Source organism: Streptomyces pseudovenezuelae (assembly GCF_001513955.1).
Classification (GTDB): domain Bacteria; phylum Actinomycetota; class Actinomycetes; order Streptomycetales; family Streptomycetaceae; genus Streptomyces; species Streptomyces pseudovenezuelae.
Genome location: NZ_KQ948149.1, coordinates 690,808 through 710,711, shown reverse-complemented (window position 1 = coordinate 710,711; position 19,904 = coordinate 690,808). Strand labels below are relative to the sequence as shown.

The following is a 19,904-nucleotide window of genomic DNA, read 5'->3' as shown; positions in this document are numbered from 1 at the left end:
ATGCCTGACCGCCCCGCCGCGGCCACCAGCCCGGTCACCGCCGCCGCCGTCCAGTTCGACCCACAGGTGGGGGTGCAGAACAAGGAGAAGAACCTGAGCCGGACGCTCGACCTGATCAACGAGGCGGCCGACAACGGCGCCACTCTGATCGTCCTGCCCGAACTCGCCAACACGGGCTACGCCTTCAGCACACGAGAGGAAGCCTACGCACACGCGGAGGAAGTACCCTCCGGCCCTTCCTGTCAGGCATGGGCCGACCTCGCCCACAGCCGTCAGCTCTACGTGGTGGCCGGTCTCAGCGAACGTTCGGGTGAGCAACTCTTCGACACCGCCGTGCTGATTGGCCCGGACGGCTTCATCGGCAGGTACCGCAAGACCCACCTGTGGGACCGCGAGAAACTGATCTTCACTCCGGGGGACCTCGGCTACCCGGTGTTCGACACCAGGATCGGCCGCATCGGGCTGCTGGTGTGCTGGGACATCTGGTTCCCAGAGGTGCCACGCCTGCTCGCGGTCCAGGGCGCGGACGTCATCTGCAGCGTGAACAACTGGGTCTGGACCCCGCCACCCCTGTTCGACGAGTCCGGCAAATGCATGGCGGCCTACCTCACGATGACCGCTTCCCATGTCAACAACGTCTTCTTCGTCGCGGCCGACCGCGTGGGCACGGAACGCGGCGGCAAGTTCCTCGGCTGCTCACTCATCACCGGAACGAACGGCTGGCCCGTGGGAGCGATCGCCTCACCGGTCGACGAAACGATCGTCTACGGCGACCTGGACCTCGTGTCCGCGCGCTCGGCGCCGATCTGGAACCAGCACAACGATCTCCCCCGCGACCGCCGCACCGACCTCTACGACGACAGACTCGGCTACCGGCGCGGCGACGCCCAGCCGCGCTGAGGAGCGACCCCATGACTTCCTCCACCGACCTCGAACCGTCCACAGCCCCGACGGGGCGGGCCCCGATGGGGAGGCTCGCCGCCTCCCCCGGTGTCGCTCGGATCCTCGCCGGGATCGCCCTCGTGGCGATGACGGCCTCGGCGGCCTGGCTCCTCGACCGGTACACGGGCGCGCTCCCCCACTGGCTGCCCGACTACACCGCCTGGCAGGCGGGGGCCTACACACACGTCGCAGACTTCCTGCACTGGTGGATCGGCGACACCACGGAAGCGCAGTTCTACAAGAGCGGTATCGGCGGCCTGGGCATGCTGGCCGGCGGCTGGGCCGCACACGTCGCCTGGAAACGGGGCAGGCGCTGGGCGGGATTCCCCATCAGCTACGGCACCGGCCTGTGGCCCTGGATCCTCGCCTCCGCCCTGCTCGGCCTGCTGCTCTCCGACCTGGCCTGGGGCTGGACGCTGCCTGCCACCGGAGCCTGGCAGCCCACCTTCGTGCCGTTCGTCTCGGTGCCTCCGGCGGTGGTGCTCGTCTACGGAGCAGGCTGGACCGTCGCCGCGACCGGGGCGGTGCTCGGCGCAGCCCTGACGACCCCCATCGCTCTGCTCGTCGTCCACTACATCTGCGTACCCCTCGACCTCCCCTCGGTCATCGGGAACGTGACCGGCATGTGGGCAGGCGCCCTCATCGCCTTCCTCCTGTGCCGATACCTCCCGTGGATGCAACGCCCGGTGGCCTCCGGCACTCCCGACCACACGGGACAGGAAGATGCCACCGCCGCCGACGAGGAAGCCTCGGCTCCGATGCGACAGGGCCCGCTCTGGGTGGTGCGCCGCGTCCTCGCCGACTTCACCGAACCACAGTTCTACGGCAACGAGATCGCCACCATCGGCCTCATCGGCGGCACTGTCCTCACCGATCTTCTCAACCCACTCAGCCCCGTCTACGGGACCGGCCTCCTCCCTGCGGTCCTCAGCGCACAGTTCCTGACCGCGACCATCGGCGTACTGCTCTACCAGCGCCGATGGGCTGCCACCGGCTGGTATCCCACCTTCGTCCCCGTCGTCTCGGTGGCACCGGCGGTCGTCCTGACCTACGGCCCCACCGTGCCCGTCGTGATCGTCGGCGCGGTGCTCGGGGCGCTCACGGCCCCACCGCTGGCGGCATGGATCTCCAAGCGGCTCCCGGACGACTTCCACCCCTTCATCGGCAACGTGATCTCCATGGCCGTATGCAGCCTGGCCATCGTTCCCGTGCTGGGCTTCCTCCCTGGATTCACGTCCTGAACGCCACGGGGCGGGCTCTTCCGGCACACAGCCGACAGCGCCCGCCCTGAGGTGTCCCGGCCGATTGCTTGAAAGAACCGTCATGCTCACCCAGATCCTTCTGCATACCGAGCATCCACAGATCAGTGACTCCCCCTTCGCGTTCCTCGAACAGCGCCTCTCGCGACGCTGCTGAACTGATCGTCGGCGAAGAGGGCGCGTGCGGACGGAGGCTCGGCGGCGCGTGCCCTCGGGACGCGGCCCGACACCGCTGTCCTGAGGGGTTGATCTGGGAGCAGGCCGAGGCGCCCGGGGGCGAACGGAACCTGGACGGCACGGGTGGGCAACGGGTGAGCACACGCGAGGACGCCGCGTGCCGGCGGATCGGCTTCCCGGCCGGACAGTCCCGCGACCGCGTCACGAACGTACGTGATCCGGGGCGAGCGGCGCGCGTAAGGGCGCACGGTCACCGTCGACGTGCTCGTGCGTGACACCTCGCGAGCCGCCCGGTGCCACCGGTACGTCCGTCCCCTCGACCCCGGCGCCGACCAGCGACCGCGCGACCGGCGTGCCCGTACCGGCCTGCTGCGGGGCGCCTGAGCGCCGCCGGGAACTGATTACCCTTCGAGGATGACCACCACCGAGGACTACGCCGCCTACATCGCCGGTCTCCCCCGCGTCATCGCCGGAGCCGCCGCCCTCTTCCGGGACGCGGACGGCCGGGTGCTCCTCGTCGAGCCCAACTACCGTGAGGGCTGGGCGCTTCCGGGCGGCACGATCGAGTCCGACGAGGGCGAGACCCCCCGGCAGGGCGCGCGCCGAGAGACCGCGGAGGAGATCGGTCTGGACCGCACGCTCGGGCGGCTGCTGGCGGTGGACTGGGTACCCGGGACGACCCGCCCGCCGCTGGTCGCGTACCTGTACGACGGCGGGGTGCTCACCGAGGACGACTTCAAGGCGATCCGCCTCCAGGAGGAGGAACTCCTGTCCTGGCGCCTAGTCCCGCGCGAGGAACTCACCGCCCACCTCCCGGGCGCCCTCGGCCGCCGCGTCCTGGCCGCACTGGACGCGCTCACGGACGGCTCGGGGACGGTGGAGCTGGAGAACGGGCATCGGGTGGGCTGACCCGGCGGGTCATCGTGGTCGTGGTCCGGGGCCGCACGCTCCGGCCCGGATCAGGCGTTCGGATATCCGTTCGCCCGTTCCCGATCACCCGCCCTACCCTCGGTGACATGACCAAGCCCCTCGTCGCCCTCCTCAGCGGCGCCGGTGTCTCCACCGACTCCGGAATCCCCGACTACCGCGGCCCGAAAGGCCTGTGGCGCACGGATCCCGAGGCCGAGAAGCTCGTGACGTACGCCTACTACATGGGTGATCCGGAGATCCGCCGCCGCTCGTGGCAGATGCGGCGGGCGAACCGCGCGCTGACCGCCGAGCCCAACGCGGCGCATGTGGCGGTGGCCGAGCTGGAGAGGTCCGGGGTACCGGTACGGGTGATCACGCAGAACGTGGACGGGCTGCACCAGCTCGCCGGGATGCCCGCCCGCAAGGTCCTCGAACTGCACGGCACCGCACGGCAGGTGGTGTGCACGAAGTGTCACGCCCGGGGCTCGATGGAGGACGCGCTCGCCCGGGTCGATGCCGGTGAGGTGGACCCGCCGTGCCTGGACTGCGGCGGCATCCTCAAGTCGGCGACCGTGATGTTCGGCGAGCGCCTCGACCCCATGGTCCTCGGCGAGGCGGTCGCCATCACCAAGGCGTGCCAGGTCTTCATCGCCGTCGGCACCACTCTCCAGGTCCAGCCGGCGGCGGACCTCGCGGGCATCGCCGCCGACCACGGCGCCCGGCTCGTCATCGTCAACGCCGAACCGACACCGTACGACGACCGCGCCGACGAGGTGATCCGGGAGCCGATCGGCACGGCGTTGCCCCGAGTGCTACGGCGCCTCGCATCCGATGATGAGCACCGGTCCGCCTGAAAATCCGAGGAGCGTGACACTGATTCCGGTGCATGGCATACGTCATTCGCGGCACCGGGAACAGGCAAGGAACCCACTGGCGGGAAAGAGCCAGAAGAGCGTGGCTGCTTTTCCGGATGATGTTTTGCGGTACGTCGCCAAGTCTGGTTCACGGCACAGCAGAGGAGGATGCTTTCCCTTGCCACGATGACCGGACGGGGACCCGATGAACGAGACACTGGTGATGTTGGCCTGGTGCGACCCTGATTGCCGCCGGGTCAGATACACATGGTCCGGAATTTGGGTGGGAATCCTGGAGGCGAGCAAGGAACGGCTTACATTCCGAGTGAACCGGCAGGAAATAGTCTCCACCGAGATCACGGATTCTTCCTTGATCTGGCGCAGGACGACGAAGCTCTTCGCCTCGCGCTTCGACCTGCACACCGCTGACGGGACGTACCGGTTCTACCTGAGCCCTCCGGGAACCGACGCACCGCCTCCCGCACCTGACCTCCTGCACACTCTGTCGAAATCTCTGGATCACATGAGCGTGTTCGGCCTGCTGGACGGAGCAGTCGGCGCGATCGGGGACGCGGCGGGGGCAGCAGCCGACGCCCTCTCCCTCCCCGGCGCCGTCACACAACTGCGAGCCGGAAACCGGAACGAGGAAATACTGCGTGCCTTCATCGCCGGCAGCAGCGAGCCGTCGCCCCGGGCGCCGACCAGCAGCCGACCGCCGGAACACCTGTACACACGAGGCGACGAGGAAACCCTGGGCACCGCAGCCAGTTTCGGTCCTCATGGAGGAGTCGTCGCGTGCGCCCACACCGATGGAACGATCAGGCTCTGGAACTGTGGGCGCGGTACCCCGGTGCGAACCGTGAAACCCCTCCGCGGAAACCACGGAGACATCGAAGGTGTCGAATTCAGCTCGGACGGCCGCAAGCTCCTGATCTTCGACGAATCGGACACAGTCCACCTGCACGATGTGCTTTCCGGCGACGTCCTGGCATCCCTCCATCACGATGACGAGGTCGTCGGCGCGTCCATGGACAACCTGGGGGAATGGGCCGTCACCATCTGCGAAGACCTTCGGACCAGAGTCTGGAACCTGAGCCGTCGCCGGGTCGTCCGTGAGCTCGAGTCCGCGGGTGATCAGAGCGTCACATTTTCTCCGGCCACCCAACGTTTCGCCGTCGTCGGTACCGAAGGACTCTTCAGCTACTCGGGGCCGACCGATCCACAACCGGCATGGAACGAGGAAGTGGGTGAAACACCTGTGCATTCCGTGGCGATGTCACGGAAAGACCGGATAGCGGTCGGCGACATCGAGGGGAACATTCATGTGTTCGAGCCGGATCTTCATCGACGGATCGGACACGTCTCCCATGACTCCTGCGTGAAATCGATCGCATTCCATCCGGAGGGAAACCTGATCGCGGCCGGAGACAGGGAGGGAAACATCATCGGGTGGAATCTCAGCTCGGGAGGAAAGGAATTCCACATCGACATCGGACACGTGGTGTCCGGCCTGGCCTGGAGTCCGCGGGGTGACCTCATGGCCGCGGCCTGTCCGGACGGCCTGCTCGTCTGGAAGGTCCGGGACACGGGCCACGCTCACTGAAAGCCGACCACCCGCGTCTCCTCAGCGCTCCGCGATCAACCCCAGTTCACGAGCGGTGAGCACCGTCGTCAGGCGGTTGGTGGTGCCGAGTTTGCGGTAGAGGCGCTCCAGGTGCGTGTTGGCCGTGTGGACGGAGATCGACAGCCGGCCGGCTATGGACGCGGTGGTGAGGCCCTCCGCCAGCAGGGACAGGACGGTCAACTCACGAGGGGTGATGCCGTGTTCCTCGGCGCGTCGCAGGGGCTGCGGGGGGTCCGGGACCGTTGCCCGCAGACGTTGCAGTTCCCTGAGGTGGCTGTCCACGCGGATGAGCAGCGGCTGGATGCGTCGGGCGTACAGCCGGTCACGGTCGGTGACGCTCTCGCCTGTGGGGCGGCAGACGAGGAAGGACCGGACGGCGCCCGTGGGAGCGCGCAGCGGCAAGGCGATCTGGTCGTTCACCTCGAACAGGGTCTGCATGGTGCGATACGTGGTCGTCCGGGGCCAGTGACCAGGACCCGCCACGTCCCCGATACTGACCGGCGTCCGGTCCGTGCAGCCGGCGTAGTACGCGGCGATCGGGTGAGCCCCCATGTTGGCGCGCAGGAGCATGTCCCAGGAAAGACGGTCCAGCCGCGGGGTGGCCGGGGCCCACGCCCTGACATACCCGGACCGCCGCGTGAATCGGATGTCGTCGAGAAACAGGCACAGCCCCCCGTGCAGCACCTCGTTGAGTTCGGCCGTCGCGAGCGACCAGTCCGGATCGAGGCTTTCCAGGAGGGTGACCGCAAGGTCGAGCATGCGGCGGTAGTCACGAGTCTCCAGCTCCGTCATGCCAGACAGAATCGCGGCAGCCGGGCGGGACGGCACGCATCGTGCGGCCGGGCCGCATCGAGGACTGTGCGCGTGCAACAAGCACTCAGTCCGGTAGCGAGGGAGGGGGCGCCCCATCGTGCGCCGGTCACCCTGGTCACGAGGATGGTCAAGCGTGCCCGGGCGGACATCCCCGTCCCGGTGGCGGCGACCGTCGCACGGGACGGCTCGCCCTGCCGGACCACGGCTTCCGGGACGGGCGGGCCAGGCCGGGTAGCGCACCGCGGACTTGGCCCCTCAACACCTCGTCAGCCGGTCGTACACCGCTCCGCAGACCGGCTCCACTGCGGTTGGCGCACGAGAACCCCACCCGGCACCTACGGCGGTTCCGGCGTCGTGCGGACGACGGAACCGCCGGCCGGACTCAGTCCTCGGGAGCGATGACGAACGGCAGGCTGCGTGCCGCCGAGAAAATGGTGTTGATCCCGGCACGCACGCGATAGGAGGCCACCACCTCCAGTACGTCGCCGTTGTCCGCGGTCCACGGGGTGTCGAAGTCGACCCGGACCTCCAGCCTGCGCCGGGTGTCCTTCTGGGGGGCCAGGGTCTCGTTGAGGTGTCGGGCGGCGACGACGGTCGACTTGCTGAGGTTGCGCACCGAGACCCACACGTCGTGTTCGTCGACGTTGCCGTTGATCTCGTCGCCGATCTCCACGTTGGCGATGACGTCGAAGGGCGTACCGCTCGGGATGCGGTCGACCGTGAAGAACGTCCCGTCGTCGACGGGATAGACCATCTTGATCTCGGCGTCGAACGATCCAGCCATGGTGGCCTCCAGCCTTTCGGACTGCGATGTGCTTCGGTCAGCTGGAACGTACGGACACGCCACCACTTCAGGGATCGGAAGAACTCCCCATTGACGACGGCTAGAAGAGCGCCGCCCCCCGCTCGAAGTCCAGCAGCCGCTGCTTGCGCTCCAGGCCGCCGCCGTATCCCGTGAGGCTGCCGTCCGCGCCCACCACGCGGTGGCAGGGGACGATGATGCCGATCGGGTTCCGGCCGTTGGCGAGGCCGACCGCGCGGGTGGCCTTGGGGTTGCCGAGGGCGTCGGCGAGTTGGCCGTAGGTGCGGGTCTCGCCGTGCGGGATCCGGCGCAGCTGTTCCCAGACCGTGCGCTGGAACGGCGTGCCGTGCAGGCGCAGTTCCAGGGTGAACTCCTTCAACTCGCCCTGGAAGTAGGCCGTCAGCTGGTCCTCGGCCTCCTTGGACCATCCTTCGTCCGGTGCGCCGAAGGTCTCCTCCAGCGGGCGGTGGCGCTGGTCGGTCATGTAGAGGCCGCACAGGACGCCGTCGTCGGCGACCAGGGTCAAAGGGCCGTAGGGACTGTCGATCACGGTGTGCTGCTTCACTGAACGTCCTTACACGGGGAGGAAGTTGATGGGGTGACTGTCGGTCGCCCACAGGTACTGGACGGCGTAGGCCCGCCAGGGCCGCCAGGCCGCCGCGCGGGCCGTCAGCGCGGCCGGGGTCGAGGGCAGGCCCAGTTCCTGGGCGGCGCGGCGGATGCCGAGGTCGGTCGGGAGGAAGGCGTCCGGGTCGCCGAGGCCGCGCATGGCGATGACGTCGACCGTCCAGGGGCCGAAGCCGGGCAGGGCGAGGAGACGGGAGCGGGTCTCGGACCAGTCGCTCTCGACGCCCAACTGAATTCTGCCGTCCGCCAGTTGGTTTACCAGGGTGGTGAACGTCGTACGGCGGGTGCGGGGCATGGCGAGTGCGGTGGGGTCCAGTGCGGCCAGTGCCTCCGGGGTCGGGAAGAGGTGCGTCAGGCCGCCCTCGGGGTCGTCGACGGGTTCGCCGTGGGACGTGACCAGGCGGGCCGCGTGGGTGCGGGCCGCCGCCGTGGAGACCTGCTGGCCCAGCACGGCCCGTACGGCGAACTCCGCCTCGTCGACCGTGCGCGGGACCCGCCGGCCGGGCGCCTTGTCCACCAGTGGGGCCAGCAGCCGGTCCCTGCGCAGCTGGTCGTCGATCGCGACCGGGTCGGCGTCCAGGTCGAGCATCCGGCGGCAGCGGCTGATGGCGACGGTCAGGTCGCGCAGGTCGCTCAGCATCAACCGGCAGGCGATGTGGTCGGGCTGAGGTGTGAGGGCCACGATGCCGTGTCCGTACGGCAGCCTCAGCGTGCGCCGGTACGCGCCGTCCCGCCACTCCTCCACGCCCGGGACCGCGGTGGCTGCGAGGTGGCCGAAGAGGTTGTCGGGGTTGAGGGGCGCGCGGAACGGCAGGCGCAGGGACAGGAAGCCGGGGGTGTCCGGCGTGGACCGCTTCGCGGCCCGCGTGCGCAGCTCGCTCGGCGCGAGCGCGAAGACCTCGCGCACGGTGTCGTTGAAGGTGCGGATGGCGGAGAAGCCGGCCGCGAAGGCGATGTCCGCCATCGGCAGGGCGGTCGTCTCGATGAGGATCCTCGCCGTCTGAGCCCGCTGGGCGCGGGCGAGGGCGAGCGGGCCGGCGCCGAGTTCGGCGAGGAGCTGGCGTTCGACCTGCCGGGTGCTGTAGCCGAGGCGGGCGGCGAGGCCGGGCACGCCCTCGCGGTCGACCACGCCGTCGGCGATCAGCCGCATCGCGCGGGCCACGAGGTCGGCGCGCTGGTTCCACTCGGGCGAGCCCGGGCTGGTGTCGGGGCGGCAGCGCTTGCAGGCCCGGAAGCCCGCCTGCTGGCAGGCCGCCGCGCTCGGGTAGAAGGTCATGTTCCCGGGCTTGGGCGGGACGACCGGGCAGCTCGGCCGGCAGTAGATGCGGGTCGTCAGGACGGCGGTGAAGAACCAGCCGTCGAACCGCGCGTCCTTGGACTGCACGGCGCGCACACAGCGCTCGGTCTCGGTGTACATCCCCGTCTGCATGCGTCCAGCATCGGCCACCCGGCCGGGCTCGGCTGGCGGGAATCCGACATCAGCCTCGCGTGCCCTGGGACGGGACCCGGCCCGGCCGCCACGCGGACTCGCGCAGCAGCCGCAGTCCGTTGAGGCCGACGAGGACCGTCGAGCCCTCGTGCCCGGCGACCCCGAGCGGCAGCGGGAGGTGGCCGAGGAGGTCCCACAGGACGAGCCCGGTGATGAAGGTACCCGCGATCACCAGGTTCTGCAGGACCAGCCGGGGGGCGGCCCGGAGGTCTCGGCGGCCGGTGCCGGCCGCAGGGCTCCTTCGCAGGCGCGGGTGAGCCGTTCCCCGAGCCCTGAGGGGCGCGGGGAACGGCTCGACCGGCCACGACGATGCCGTCAGGTGCCCGACGGCCCGGCCCGGCACCTCCGGCGCGGCACCTATGCCGTGCCCGTCGGCCGCCGCGAAGCCGCCGTCGCCTCGCCCACGTCCTTCAGCGGCCGCAGCCGATACGTGTACGCGTAGTCCCGGTCGGCGAACAGCTTGTACTCGTCGTGGGTGTGCGCACCCCAGCTGTTGTCGCCGCCGACGCCCATCTGCCGGTGGTTGACCCGCAGGACGACCGCGTCGCGCGGGGTGAGCTGGTAGTCGTGGCGCACCCCGTTGGACAGGTCCTCCGGGGTGTAGTGCGAGGCGTTGACCTCCAGCAGGGGTTCACCGCAGACCAGCAGGCCCACGCCGTCCCGGCCGGTCAGCGCGGCCCAGCGGACGTCGGTCTTGTTGCCGTTCTCCTGCGGCCGGATGTAGGAGGTCCACTGCTCGGCGACGGTCCCGGAGTAGAGGCCCACGTCCGTACCATCGTTGCGGTCCCAGTGGTTCTCCTCGGGGCCGCGGCCGTAGTAGTGCAGCCGGTCCAGACGGCGCGGCAGGAACAGAAGGGTGCCGACCTCCGGTATGTACGGCAGTGAACCGGCGCCCGGGTGCAGGGTGTTGTCGACCTTGATCTCGCCGTTGCCGAAGACGGTGTAGGTCGTGGTGTACGTCGACTCGGTCGTCGTCGGCAGGGTGCCGCTCACCTTGATCTCGACGGCCCGGTCCCGCAGGGCCCGCACGCTCACGTCGGTCACCTTGCGGCGGGCACCGGCGTCGCGCCAGGTCTGGTTGCGGGTGTGCTGCCCGTTGCCGTGGTCGTTGTCGGTGGGCGCCCGCCAGAAGTTCGGGACGGGACCCGAGGTGATCAGGCGGGTGCCGTGCGCCTGGTACGACGTGATGGTCCCGCTGCCCTTGTCGACGGTGACGGAGAAGTCCTTGCCGGTGACGGTGACCTGGCCGGAGGCGTCCCGGTGGGCCAGGGCGGGGACCTTCGAGAGGGGTGCCGGTGTCACCGCCGGGCTGTCCGCGTCGACGGCGAGCTGCTGCTTGGCCACCTCGAAGCCGGCTCGCGCCCAGGGCGTGGACTCCCTTGTCGTGAAGGAGAGTTGGAGGAAGTACTCGGTGCCTGGCGCGGGGGCGGCCGGGAGCTTGTACGGGACGGTGACGGACTTGCTCGACAGCGGTGCGAGGTTCAGCTGATCCCGTGTCAGCTTGCCGCGCTGGATCACCTTCCCGTCGGCGGACAGTGTCCAACTGCCACTGAATTCACGCAGGTTGGTGAACAGGTACTCGTTGGTGAGCGTCACGGACCCGTCCGTGGCCCAGGACGCGTTGACCGCCTGGTAGATCTGTTTGACCTCGGCGGCCTTGCCGGTGTGGCCGCGGTCGGCGGTGACGATGCCGTCGGCGACGAAGGCGCCGTCGTTGGGGTTGTCGCCCCAGTCGCCGCCGAAGGCGAAGAAGGTCTTCTGGGCGGACCGCTTCTCGGTGAGCTTCACCGTCGCCGCGTCGAACCAGAACCGCACGCCCTCGTCCGCGGGGCTCCGGCTGTCGGAGGCCAGTTCGGCGGCGCTCAGGGCACGGGCGTACACCCGCGCCTTCCTGATCGTGCCGCTGAACTCCCTTGTGGGGTTGTCGACATCGACGGCCAGCGCCAGGGGCGCGGTGTTGACGCCGGGCCGCTGTGAGGTGGCCTTGGTCGCCCTGACCTGGCCGTCCACATGGAGGGTCAGGGTGCCCGCGGCCGCGTCGAAGACACCGGCGACATGGTGCTCCCGACCCGTCCAGTCGTCCGGGACCGCCCAACTGGCCGTGATCCACTGACCGCCGCCGTGGATGAAGAACTCCAGCGTCCTTCCGGACTGCTTGAGGGCGTAGTGGGTGTCGCCCTTGGCGATGACCGGCTGGTGGTTGCCCGTCACCTTCGGGGTGAACCAGGCCTCCACGGTCAGCGAGCCGGTGAGGTCGAGGCGGGCGTCGCGGGCGAAGACCGTGCCCCCGGAGACGCCCTTGTCACGGTCGAACCGGGCGCTCGCGGGCAGCACTTCGCCCGTCAGGGCGCCGGGTCCGCTCTCGGTCAGCAACTGGCGTACCGGGACGGGTTCGCTGAGGGACTGGTCGACGAAGTCCCAGATCCAGCCGCCCTGGAGGACGGGGTAGCGGCGGATGATGTCCCAGTACTTCTTGAAGTTGCCGTTGGAGTTGCCCATCGCGTGGCAGTACTCGATCATCACGTACGGCCGGGTGTCGGCGGTGTTCCTGGCATGCTGCTCCACCCGTGCGGGGCTGTCGTACATCTCCGAGCGGATGTCGCTGATGGTGGGCCGGTCGTCGCCCTCGTACTGGACGACACGGGTGGTGTCGTACGACTTGATCCAGTCACGCATGTTCACGAAGGTGCTGCCGCCACCCGCCTCGTTGCCCAGCGACCAGATCACCACCGAGGCGTGGTTCTTGTCGCGGTGGACCATGTTCTGGGCGCGGGCCACGCAGGCCGCGCTCCAGTCGGGGTGGTTGCCGGGGTACTGGTCGCGGATGCCGTGGGTCTCCAGGTTGGTCTCGTCGACGAGGTACAGGCCGTACTCGTCCGCGAGTTCGAGCCAGAGCGGGTTGTTGGGGTAGTGCGAGGTGCGGACGGAGTTGATGTTCATCCGCTTGATGATCGTGATGTCCTTCACGAGGTCCGCGCGGGTGAGCGCGGTGCCGCGGTCGGGATGCATCTCGTGGCGGTTGGTGCCGCGGAAGGACACCGGCCGGCCGTTGATGCGCATCAGCCCGTCCTTCAGGGCGAACTCCCGCAGGCCGACGCGGTGCGAGAGCGTCTCGATCACCTTGCCGGCGGGGTCGCGCAGCCGCAGGACGGCGGTGTAGAGGTTCGGGTGCTCGGCCGACCACAGCTTCGGGGCGGGCACGGCCTTCGCCGCCTGTACGGTCGTCTCGTCACCGGCGGCGAGGGCGACGGCCTGCTGGAGCGGGCGGGGCCAGACCGCGTGGCCGCCCGAGTCGTAGAGCTGGGTCTCGACGGTGTAGTCGCCCTGGTTGCCGCCGCCGTAGTCGCGCACGCTCGCGGTGACCGAGAGCTCGGCGGAGGTGTAGTCGTCGCCGAGCGGGGTGTCCAGCTTGAAGTCGCGCAGGTGGACGGCCGGGGTGGAGTAGAGGTAGACCGAGCGGAAGATGCCGCTCAGCCGGATCATGTCCTGGTCCTCCAGCCAGTCCCCGTCGGAGAAGCGGTAGACCTCGACCGCGATCTGGTTGGTGCCCGGCCTGAGGTGCGGGGTGATGTCGTACTCGGCGGGGGTGTAGGAGTCCTCGTGGTAGCCGACGAGTTCGCCGTTGATCCACACGTAGTGGGCGGACTTGACGCCCTCGAAGTGCAGGAAGGTGCGCCGCCCCGACCAGTCCTTCGGGACGGTGAAGGTGCGCCGGTACTGGCCGACCGGGTTGTAGCGGGTCGGCGCGGCGGGCGGTTGTGCTTCCTCGCCGAGACCGTTGGGGCCCCACCACGGGTAGGTGATGTTGACGTAGATCGGGAAGTCGTAGCCATGTACCTGCCACACCGAGGGAACGGGGATGGTGTCCCAGTCCGAGTCGTCCACGTCGGTGCGGTGGAAGTCGGTGTCGCGGTCGGCGGGGCGGTCCGCGTAGGCGAACTTCCACCTGCCGTCGAGGCTCACGCGGTACGGCGAGCGGGTGCGGTCGGCGGCGAGCGCCTGGCCGACATCGGCGTACGGCATGAGGGTGGTGTGCGGGGGCTGGGTGCCCACCCGGAAGAGGTCGATGGCGCCGTTCCACTCCGGGGCGCCCTCCGCCGCGTGACCGCGACCGGCCAGCGGTCCTGAGGAGAGGGCGAGGGCACCGAGGACGGCGGCCCCCGACTCCAGCAGACGCCTGCGGCTGAGGGGGGCAGGCAGATACGGGTGGGGCATCGGTGGAACCTTCCTCGGGACGACAGTGCGGTGTACGTACTGAGGGAGCGTCAATTCCTGTGCGCTATTGGGGACTTTGAGGCACAGGATGCGACTCAACCTAGATCCCGAAGACGGTCGAGGCAATGACCCTGTCGGACTTTGTGTGGTCCTGGGGACAAGACGACATGCGGCACCCCCGCGTGTACTCACGCGGGGGTGCCGTGGGGTGGTGCGGTGCCGCCCTCGGATCAGCCGGCGGCGGGCAAGGAGGGAAGCCCGCCGCCGAGGAGTCCGGTGACGGTCCCGACCACCGTGCCCAGGAGGCCGGTGACCGCGCCCAGCACTCCGCCCACGTCCAGCGAGGTCAGCGACTTGAGCAGGTCGTCGATCGTGGACTGGAGCGAGTCCAGGAGGTCCGAGACCGGGTCGGCCGCCGCGGCCCGCTCCGCGCCGCTCTGCTGCCGCAGCAGTTCCCGGACCTCGGTGTTCGCCGCCTCAACGGCCTTCGCGTGGGCGGCCGCCTCACTCGCGTCGAGGTGGGTGCCGTTCAGGCCGGTGAGGCCGGTGACCGCACCCAGGAGGGGCTGGAGAGGCTGGAGGAGACCGCTGTGCCCGGAGCGGTCCAGCGCGTCCAGGCGGCCCTTCAGGGTGTCCGCGTCGTCGACGCCGTACGCGACGGCCGTCCGGGATGTTCCTTGGTCCGACGCGCCGCGGCCCGAGTCGGCGGCGGCCGCGGTGCCGGCCGGGCCGAGGATCAGCGCGGCACAGACCACGGACGGCAGGAGAAGGCCGCGGGAGACGAGGGGGCGCATGCGGGGTCCTTTCGAAGAGCTTCGTAGGGCCCACCGTGAGAACCGACAGGACGCCCCGCAACCGCACACCAGGGCCGACGCCAGGAGGCTCACCACCTCAGGACGGCTCTGAACAGGCACTTTCCCCGCACACCTCCAGGCCTGAAGCGCCCGGAGGTGTTCGGCCGTCAGGGTACGGGCCCTCCGGCGTCAGACGATCCGCCCCGCGAACGCCCGGTACGCCGTCTCGTCGAACAGCACGAACCGGACCTCCTCGACCGCGGTCCTTGTCTCCCGTACGGTCTCCACCGCGATCCTGGCGGCGTCGTCCATCGGCCAGCCGTAGATGCCGGCGGACACGGCCGGGAAGGCGACCGTCCGGGCGCCCAGTTCGTCGGCGACGCGCAGGGACTCGCGGTAGCAGGAGGCCAGCAGGTGCGAACGGTCCTCCTCATGGCTGTAGCGGGGGCCGACGGTGTGGATCACCCAGCGCGCGTCCAGATCGCCCGCGGTGGTGGCCACCGCCTTTCCGGTCGGCAGGCCCTTGCCGTAGTGCGAGGCACGCAGCTTTCGGCAGTCGGCGAGGATCGCGGGGCCGCCGCGGCGGTGGATGGCCCCGTCGACCCCTCCCCCGCCGAGGAGGGAGGAGTTCGCGGCGTTGACGATCGCGTCGGCGCTCTCCCGGGTGATGTCGCCCTGGACGAGCCTGATGGTGGTCATGACCGCCACTCTCGCAGTCCGCCCCGCCGGGTGCGCGGAGACCCCCGGCGGATGTCCGGGGACTACCAGGCCACGGGCAGTGCCCGCATTCCGTGCATCGCCGACATCGGCAGGGCCAGTTCCTCCGGGTCGGCCGCCGGCCGCAGACCGGGCAGCCGCTCGAAGAGGGCGGGCAGGCCGATCTGGAGCTCGGCGCGGGCCAGGGACTGGCCGACACACTGGTGGAGTCCGTGACCGAAGGCCAGGTGCCCGGTCGCGTCCCGGCGGACGTCCAGCGTGTCGGGGTCCCGGTAACCGGCCGGATCCCGGTTCGCCGCCTGGATCGCCACCGCGACGCCCTCCCCCGCGCGGATCAGGACTCCGCCGACCTCGACGTCCTCGGTCGCGATCCGCCGCAGCCCCCAGTGCGAGACCGTCAGGAAGCGCAGCAGCTCCTCCACCGCCGCCGGCCAGAGCTCCGGTTCGGCGCGCAGGGCGGCCAGTTGCTCCGGGTTGCGGAGCAGGGCCACGACGGACAGCGGGAACATGTTCGCCGTCGTCTCGAACCCGGCCAGCAGGAGGACGAACGCCACCCCCACCGCCTCCTCGGCGGTGGCCTCCCCGGTGGCCACCCGGTCCGTCGCGAGCCGGGAGAGCAGGTCGTCGGCCGGCTCCCGGCCCCGTGCGGCCAGGAGTTCGGCGAGATAGCCGTACAGGGCGCCGCGGGCCGCGAGCACGTCGGTGGCGCCCGTGGTGAAGCTGGTGAACGCCTTCGCCTGCTCCTGGAAGAACGCGTGGTCCTCGTACGGCACTCCGAGCAACTCGCATATGACGAGCGCGGGTTGGGGCAGCGCGTAGGCCGTGACGAGGTCCGCCCGCGTGGCTCCGTCGGACGTCATCGCGTCGAGCAGGTCCTCGCAGATCCGGGCGATCGCCGGGCGGAGCGCCTCGATCCGGCGGAAGGTGAAGTCGGGGACGAGCATGCGCCGCAGCCGGGTGTGGTCGGGCGGGTCCATCAGGAAGAACTGGCCGGGACCGCGCGGTGGCGCCTGCGGACGCAGGCCCGGGAAGCCGTCCCGGGTGGCGTCGGCGCTGAACCGCGGATCGGCGAGAACGGCACGGGCGTCCTCGTGCCGGGTGATCAGCCACGGGCTGTTGTCGCCCCAGACGGTCACCCGGCGGACCGGCTCCTCGGCCCGCCACTTGGCGTATTCGGGGGCGGGGTCGAGGAGGGGACGGACGGCGGGGAGCGGGGGGTGGGTGCTCACGTGGCGGTTCCCTTCTCAGGTGCGTCGAGTCCGGCGAGGCCCAGCAGCAGGGACTTGACCTCGGTCGCCGCGTACGCCTCCCGGGCCGGCCCGGGTTCCGAGCACAGCAGTACGGGGCCGTGGCCCGGTTCGTCGGGGAGCCGGCCGTGGCTGCCGCGGACGCCCGACGGGTCCAGCGGGACCGTCCGGATCCGGTAGCGGAAGCCGAGCTTCTTGCGGGCGACCTGGCCGACGGCGCGCAGCTTCACCGACGGGACCGTCTCGTCGTAGAGGAGTTCGGCGGGGTCGTAGCCGGGCTTGCGGTGGATCTCGACCTGGCGGGCGAAGTCGGGGGCGCGCTCGTCGTCGAGCCAGTAGTAGTACGTGAACCAGGCGTCGTGGTCGGCGATCGCGACGAGCTCACCGGAGCGCTCGTGGTCGAGACCGTGTTCCCGCTTGCCCTCGGCGTCCAGCACCTGTTCCACGCCGTCGAGTTCACGGACGATCTTCGCGACCGCCTCGGTGTCGGCGGGCTTCTTGACGTACACGTGGGCGAGCTGGTGGTCGGCGACCGCGAAGGCGCGGGAGGTCCAGGGGTCGAGGTACTCCATCCCGTCCTGGGTGTGGACTTCGAGGAGTCCGGCGCGGCGCAGGGCGCGGTTGATGTCGACCGGGCGGGAGACGGGGGCGACCCCGTACTCGCTGAGCGCGACGACGGTGGCGCCCGCGGCGAGGAAGTGGTCGATCAAGGGGCCGAGCGCGTCGTCGAGTTGGCGGGCGGCGCGGATGGTGGCCGGTGAGTCGGGGCCGGAGCGCTGGGGTTCGTAGTCGAGGTGCGGGATGTAGACCAGAGTGAGGTCGGGGTGCTTCTCGTCGAAGATCTGGCGGGCGGCGGCCAGGATCCACTGGGTGGAGGGCATGCCCGCGTTCGGCCCCCAGTAGGTGAAGAGGGGGAACTGGCCCAGTCTGTCGGTCAGTTCGTCGTGGAGGGCGGGTGGCCAGGTGTAGCAGTCGGGTTCCTTGCGGCCGTCGGAGTAGTAGACGGGGCGCGGGGTGACCGTCCAGTTCACGTCGGCGCCCATGGCGTACCACCAGCAGACGTTGGCGACGGTGTAGCCGGGGTCCTGGGCGCGGGCCGTGTCCCAGATCTTCTCGCCACCGACCAGCGCGTTGTGCTGCCGCCACAGCAGGACCTCGCCGAGGTCGCGGATGTACCAGCCGTTGGCCACCGCGCCGTGCTTGGCGGGGAGTTCACCGGTCAGGACCGTGGACTGGACGGTGCAGGTGACGGCGGGGAGCACGGTGTCGAGACGGGAGCGGAAGCCGCGCTCGCCGAGGGCGGAGACGGCCGGCATGTGCTTGAGCAGGTTCGGGGTCAGCCCGACGATGTCGAGCACGACGACACGGCTGGTCACGAGAGGCGCTCCTTGAGGCCGGTGGTCATGAGGGGCCCTCCTTGAGGCCGAGGCCGGTCAACCGGGCGCGGGCCCAGTCGAGTTCGGCGGCGATACCGGCGGACAGGTCGGCGGGCGGTTCGGGGAGGACGGACCAGGTGTAGGTCTCGACCTCGATGTGGTCGCAGAGCGCCGAGGGCCCGCCGAGCAGTCCGGCGAGGACCTGGGCGAGCTGGTCGGCGGTGCCGCGCAGGGGCGGTTCGGGTGCGGTGTGCAGCGGGGCGTGGAAGTGCACGCGCCACGGTCCCGCGTCGGCCGGCAGGTCGCCGTCGAGGGCGTCGGGCAGGTCGTCGACCGCGAGGACGCCGCCGTCCGTGGCCGCCCTGGTCTGGTGCAGGAACCGGGGTTCGGCGAGCCTGCGCAGGGCCGCGCGGGCGGCCGGGTCCGCCGGGTCCGTGGCCTCGACCGCGCAGGACGCCTGGAGCTTGACCACGGGCAGCCCGGCGTCGGCGAGCCGCCGTAGGGCTTCGGCGGGTTCCTCGAACTGCACGGCCAGATGGCAGGCGTCGAGGCACACCCCGAGCCGGTCCGGGTCCAGGCCGCCCAGTTGCCGTACCGCCTGGGCGGTGGTCTCCACGACACAGCCGGGTTCCGGTTCGAAGCCGACCCGGATACGGCGGCCCGTGCGCGCCTCGATCACGGCGAGACCGTCGGTGAGCCGGTCCAGGGCGCGGCGGGCCTCGTCGGCGCGCGTGGCGGGCCAGGGGGTGCGCCAGGCCAGCGGCAGGGTGGAGACGCTGCCGCGGTCGGCGTCGTCGGGGAGCAGGGCGGCCAGGACGCGGGCGCAGTCGAGGGTGTACGTCAGACGCGCCTCGTCGGCCCAGTCCGGGAGGTAGACGTCCTTCTTGACGACCTCGCGGTGGAAACCGGCGTAGGGAAAGGCGTTGAGGGTGACGGTCTCCAGTCCGCGCAGCCGCAGTTCGTCCTTGAGCCGCTCCAAGGCCCCCTCGTCGGCGGCGAGTTCGGTGACCACCGGCCGGGCCAGCCAGAGTCCGATGCCGAGCCGGTCGACGCCGAGGTGCGCGCGCACGGGTTCGGCGTGGTCGGCGAGTTGGGCGATGACGCCGTCGAGGTCCTCGGCCTGGTGCACGTTGCTGCAGTAGCCGAGGTGGACGGCGGTACCGTCCGGGTGCCGGAAGCGCATGGGCCGCTCACGCTCCCCCGCGCCGGATGGAGTTGCCCTGGAAGCTCGACCGGTCGTCGGGCCTGGGCTCGTCGAGGGTCGAGTCGAGTTCGAGGCGGCCGCTCTGTCCGTAGAAGTCGACGGGGTTGCGCCACATCACCTGGTCCACGTCCTGCTCGGTGAACCCGGCGGCGGCCATCGCGTCGGCCGTCCTGCGGGTCTTCAGGGGGTCCGAACGTCCCCAGTCGGCCGCCGAGTTGACGAGAATGCGCTCGGTGCCCACGTCCTTGAGGATGCCGACCATGCGGTCCTCGCTCATCTTGGTCCTCGGGTAGATCGAGAACCCGGCCCAGCATCCGCTGTCGAGAACCATGCCCGCGGTGAGCTCGTTGAGGTGGTCGAGGACGACGAGCGCGGGGTCGATACCGGAGGCCCGGACGACGTCGAGGGTCCTCTTCGTGCCCGCGGCCTTGTCCCGGTGCGGGGTGTGCACGAGCGCGGGCAGACCGTGGTCCAGGGCGAGTTGGAGCTGACGGGCGAGAGCCTCGTCCTCCTCCGGGGTCATGGAGTCGTAGCCGATCTCGCCGACGGCGACGACCCGGTCCTTGGCGAGATAGCGGTCGAGCTCGTCGAGGACCGGGGTGCAGCGCGGGTCGTTCGCCTCCTTGGGATTGAGGGCGATCGTGCAGAAGTGCTGGATGCCGAACTGGGCGGCCCGGTACGGCTCCCAGCCCAGCAGTGCGTCGAAGTAGTCGTAGAAGCTCTCGGGCGAGGTGCGGGGCTGGCCCTGCCAGAAGGCGGGCTCGACGACCGCGCGCACTCCGGCGGCGTACATCGCCTCGTAGTCGTCGGTGGTGCGGGAGGACATGTGGATGTGGGGGTCGAAGATGCGCACGG

The 19,904-nt window shown here is 70.3% G+C and carries 16 protein-coding genes and 1 pseudogene; 5 read left to right on the top strand and 12 right to left on the bottom strand.

The genetic code is table 11. The features are described 5' to 3' along the window. From AQI94_RS27355 to AQI94_RS27335, 5 genes are all read left to right on the top strand, one after another. On the top strand, window positions 1–900 hold the full coding sequence (locus AQI94_RS27355; protein WP_031038162.1) for a nitrilase family protein: 900 nt from the start codon (window positions 1–3) through the stop codon (window positions 898–900). Window positions 901–911: 11 nt separating this feature from the next. Beyond that, window positions 912–2,183: a hypothetical protein gene (locus AQI94_RS27350; protein WP_199814287.1), complete on the top strand. Its 1,272-nt coding sequence runs from the start codon at window positions 912–914 to the stop codon at window positions 2,181–2,183. A 609-nt stretch (window positions 2,184–2,792) separates the two neighbouring features. After that, complete coding sequence (locus AQI94_RS27345; RefSeq protein WP_031038167.1) at window positions 2,793–3,287, top strand: NUDIX domain-containing protein; 495 nt, start codon at window positions 2,793–2,795, stop codon at window positions 3,285–3,287. A gap of 107 nt (window positions 3,288–3,394) precedes the next feature. After that, on the top strand, window positions 3,395–4,141 hold the full coding sequence (locus tag AQI94_RS27340) for an SIR2 family NAD-dependent protein deacylase (RefSeq protein WP_031038169.1): 747 nt from the start codon (window positions 3,395–3,397) through the stop codon (window positions 4,139–4,141). A gap of 205 nt (window positions 4,142–4,346) precedes the next feature. Next, window positions 4,347–5,744, top strand: a complete 1,398-nt coding sequence (locus AQI94_RS27335) for a WD40 repeat domain-containing protein (RefSeq protein WP_078902611.1) — start codon at window positions 4,347–4,349, stop codon at window positions 5,742–5,744. Window positions 5,745–5,765: 21 nt separating this feature from the next. Here AQI94_RS27335 and AQI94_RS27330 read toward each other — a convergent pair whose 3' ends face one another. The 12 genes and pseudogenes from AQI94_RS27330 to AQI94_RS27275 all read right to left on the bottom strand — a co-directional run bounded on the left by AQI94_RS27330 (window position 5,766) and on the right by AQI94_RS27275 (window position 19,902). Continuing rightward, window positions 5,766–6,557, bottom strand: coding sequence for a response regulator transcription factor (locus AQI94_RS27330; protein WP_051831919.1), 792 nt, complete (start codon window positions 6,555–6,557; stop codon window positions 5,766–5,768). A gap of 403 nt (window positions 6,558–6,960) precedes the next feature. Further along, on the bottom strand, window positions 6,961–7,362 hold the full coding sequence (locus AQI94_RS27325) for a hypothetical protein (protein ID WP_031038177.1): 402 nt from the start codon (window positions 7,360–7,362) through the stop codon (window positions 6,961–6,963). A gap of 100 nt (window positions 7,363–7,462) precedes the next feature. Further along, window positions 7,463–7,945 carry a methylated-DNA--[protein]-cysteine S-methyltransferase gene (locus tag AQI94_RS27320; protein ID WP_031038178.1) on the bottom strand — a complete coding sequence of 161 codons (483 nt, stop codon included), beginning with the start codon at window positions 7,943–7,945 and terminating at the stop codon, window positions 7,463–7,465. A gap of 9 nt (window positions 7,946–7,954) precedes the next feature. After that, window positions 7,955–9,424: an AlkA N-terminal domain-containing protein gene (locus tag AQI94_RS27315; RefSeq protein WP_037941147.1), complete on the bottom strand. Its 1,470-nt coding sequence runs from the start codon at window positions 9,422–9,424 to the stop codon at window positions 7,955–7,957. Between the two features lie 61 nt (window positions 9,425–9,485). After that, a pseudogene (locus AQI94_RS27310) lies at window positions 9,486–9,701 on the bottom strand (heavy metal translocating P-type ATPase); the annotation flags it as partial. 152 nt (window positions 9,702–9,853) lie between these two features. Further along, complete coding sequence (locus AQI94_RS27305) at window positions 9,854–13,711, bottom strand: glycoside hydrolase family 2 TIM barrel-domain containing protein (RefSeq protein WP_031038188.1); 3,858 nt, start codon at window positions 13,709–13,711, stop codon at window positions 9,854–9,856. Between the two features lie 230 nt (window positions 13,712–13,941). Next, window positions 13,942–14,505, bottom strand: coding sequence for a hypothetical protein (locus AQI94_RS27300; RefSeq protein WP_031038191.1), 564 nt, complete (start codon window positions 14,503–14,505; stop codon window positions 13,942–13,944). Between the two features lie 189 nt (window positions 14,506–14,694). Beyond that, complete coding sequence (locus AQI94_RS27295; protein ID WP_031038193.1) at window positions 14,695–15,204, bottom strand: O-acetyl-ADP-ribose deacetylase; 510 nt, start codon at window positions 15,202–15,204, stop codon at window positions 14,695–14,697. Between the two features lie 62 nt (window positions 15,205–15,266). Next, window positions 15,267–16,451, bottom strand: coding sequence for a cytochrome P450 (locus tag AQI94_RS27290; protein WP_031038196.1), 1,185 nt, complete (start codon window positions 16,449–16,451; stop codon window positions 15,267–15,269). Next, complete coding sequence (locus AQI94_RS27285) at window positions 16,448–17,845, bottom strand: alkaline phosphatase family protein (protein ID WP_031038198.1); 1,398 nt, start codon at window positions 17,843–17,845, stop codon at window positions 16,448–16,450. Before AQI94_RS27285 ends, AQI94_RS27290 begins: the two co-directional genes overlap by 4 nt. A gap of 25 nt (window positions 17,846–17,870) precedes the next feature. Continuing rightward, window positions 17,871–19,028 carry a metabolite traffic protein EboE gene (eboE, locus tag AQI94_RS27280; RefSeq protein ID WP_062229975.1) on the bottom strand — a complete coding sequence of 386 codons (1,158 nt, stop codon included), beginning with the start codon at window positions 19,026–19,028 and terminating at the stop codon, window positions 17,871–17,873. A 7-nt stretch (window positions 19,029–19,035) separates the two neighbouring features. Next, window positions 19,036–19,902 (bottom strand): TatD family hydrolase, encoded by an 867-nt coding sequence (locus AQI94_RS27275; RefSeq protein ID WP_031038200.1) that lies wholly within the window; start codon window positions 19,900–19,902, stop codon window positions 19,036–19,038. Window positions 19,903–19,904: the final 2 nt, after the last annotated feature.

Excerpts from the sequence above, each read along its gene's own strand:
- AQI94_RS27355 (WP_031038162.1), top strand. The coding sequence starts at position 1 with ATGCCTGACCGCCCCGCCGCGGCCACCAGCCCGGTCACCGCCGCCGCC.
- AQI94_RS27295 (WP_031038193.1), bottom strand. The coding sequence starts at position 15,204 with ATGACCACCATCAGGCTCGTCCAGGGCGACATCACCCGGGAGAGCGCC.
- AQI94_RS27340 (WP_031038169.1), top strand. The coding sequence starts at position 3,395 with ATGACCAAGCCCCTCGTCGCCCTCCTCAGCGGCGCCGGTGTCTCCACC.
- AQI94_RS27305 (WP_031038188.1), bottom strand. The coding sequence starts at position 13,711 with ATGCCCCACCCGTATCTGCCTGCCCCCCTCAGCCGCAGGCGTCTGCTG.
- AQI94_RS27350 (WP_199814287.1), top strand. The coding sequence starts at position 912 with ATGACTTCCTCCACCGACCTCGAACCGTCCACAGCCCCGACGGGGCGG.
- AQI94_RS27330 (WP_051831919.1), bottom strand. The coding sequence starts at position 6,557 with ATGACGGAGCTGGAGACTCGTGACTACCGCCGCATGCTCGACCTTGCG.
- AQI94_RS27345 (WP_031038167.1), top strand. The coding sequence starts at position 2,793 with ATGACCACCACCGAGGACTACGCCGCCTACATCGCCGGTCTCCCCCGC.
- AQI94_RS27325 (WP_031038177.1), bottom strand. The coding sequence starts at position 7,362 with ATGGCTGGATCGTTCGACGCCGAGATCAAGATGGTCTATCCCGTCGAC.
- AQI94_RS27335 (WP_078902611.1), top strand. The coding sequence starts at position 4,347 with ATGAACGAGACACTGGTGATGTTGGCCTGGTGCGACCCTGATTGCCGC.
- AQI94_RS27315 (WP_037941147.1), bottom strand. The coding sequence starts at position 9,424 with ATGTACACCGAGACCGAGCGCTGTGTGCGCGCCGTGCAGTCCAAGGAC.
- AQI94_RS27300 (WP_031038191.1), bottom strand. The coding sequence starts at position 14,505 with ATGCGCCCCCTCGTCTCCCGCGGCCTTCTCCTGCCGTCCGTGGTCTGT.
- eboE (WP_062229975.1), bottom strand. The coding sequence starts at position 19,028 with ATGCGCTTCCGGCACCCGGACGGTACCGCCGTCCACCTCGGCTACTGC.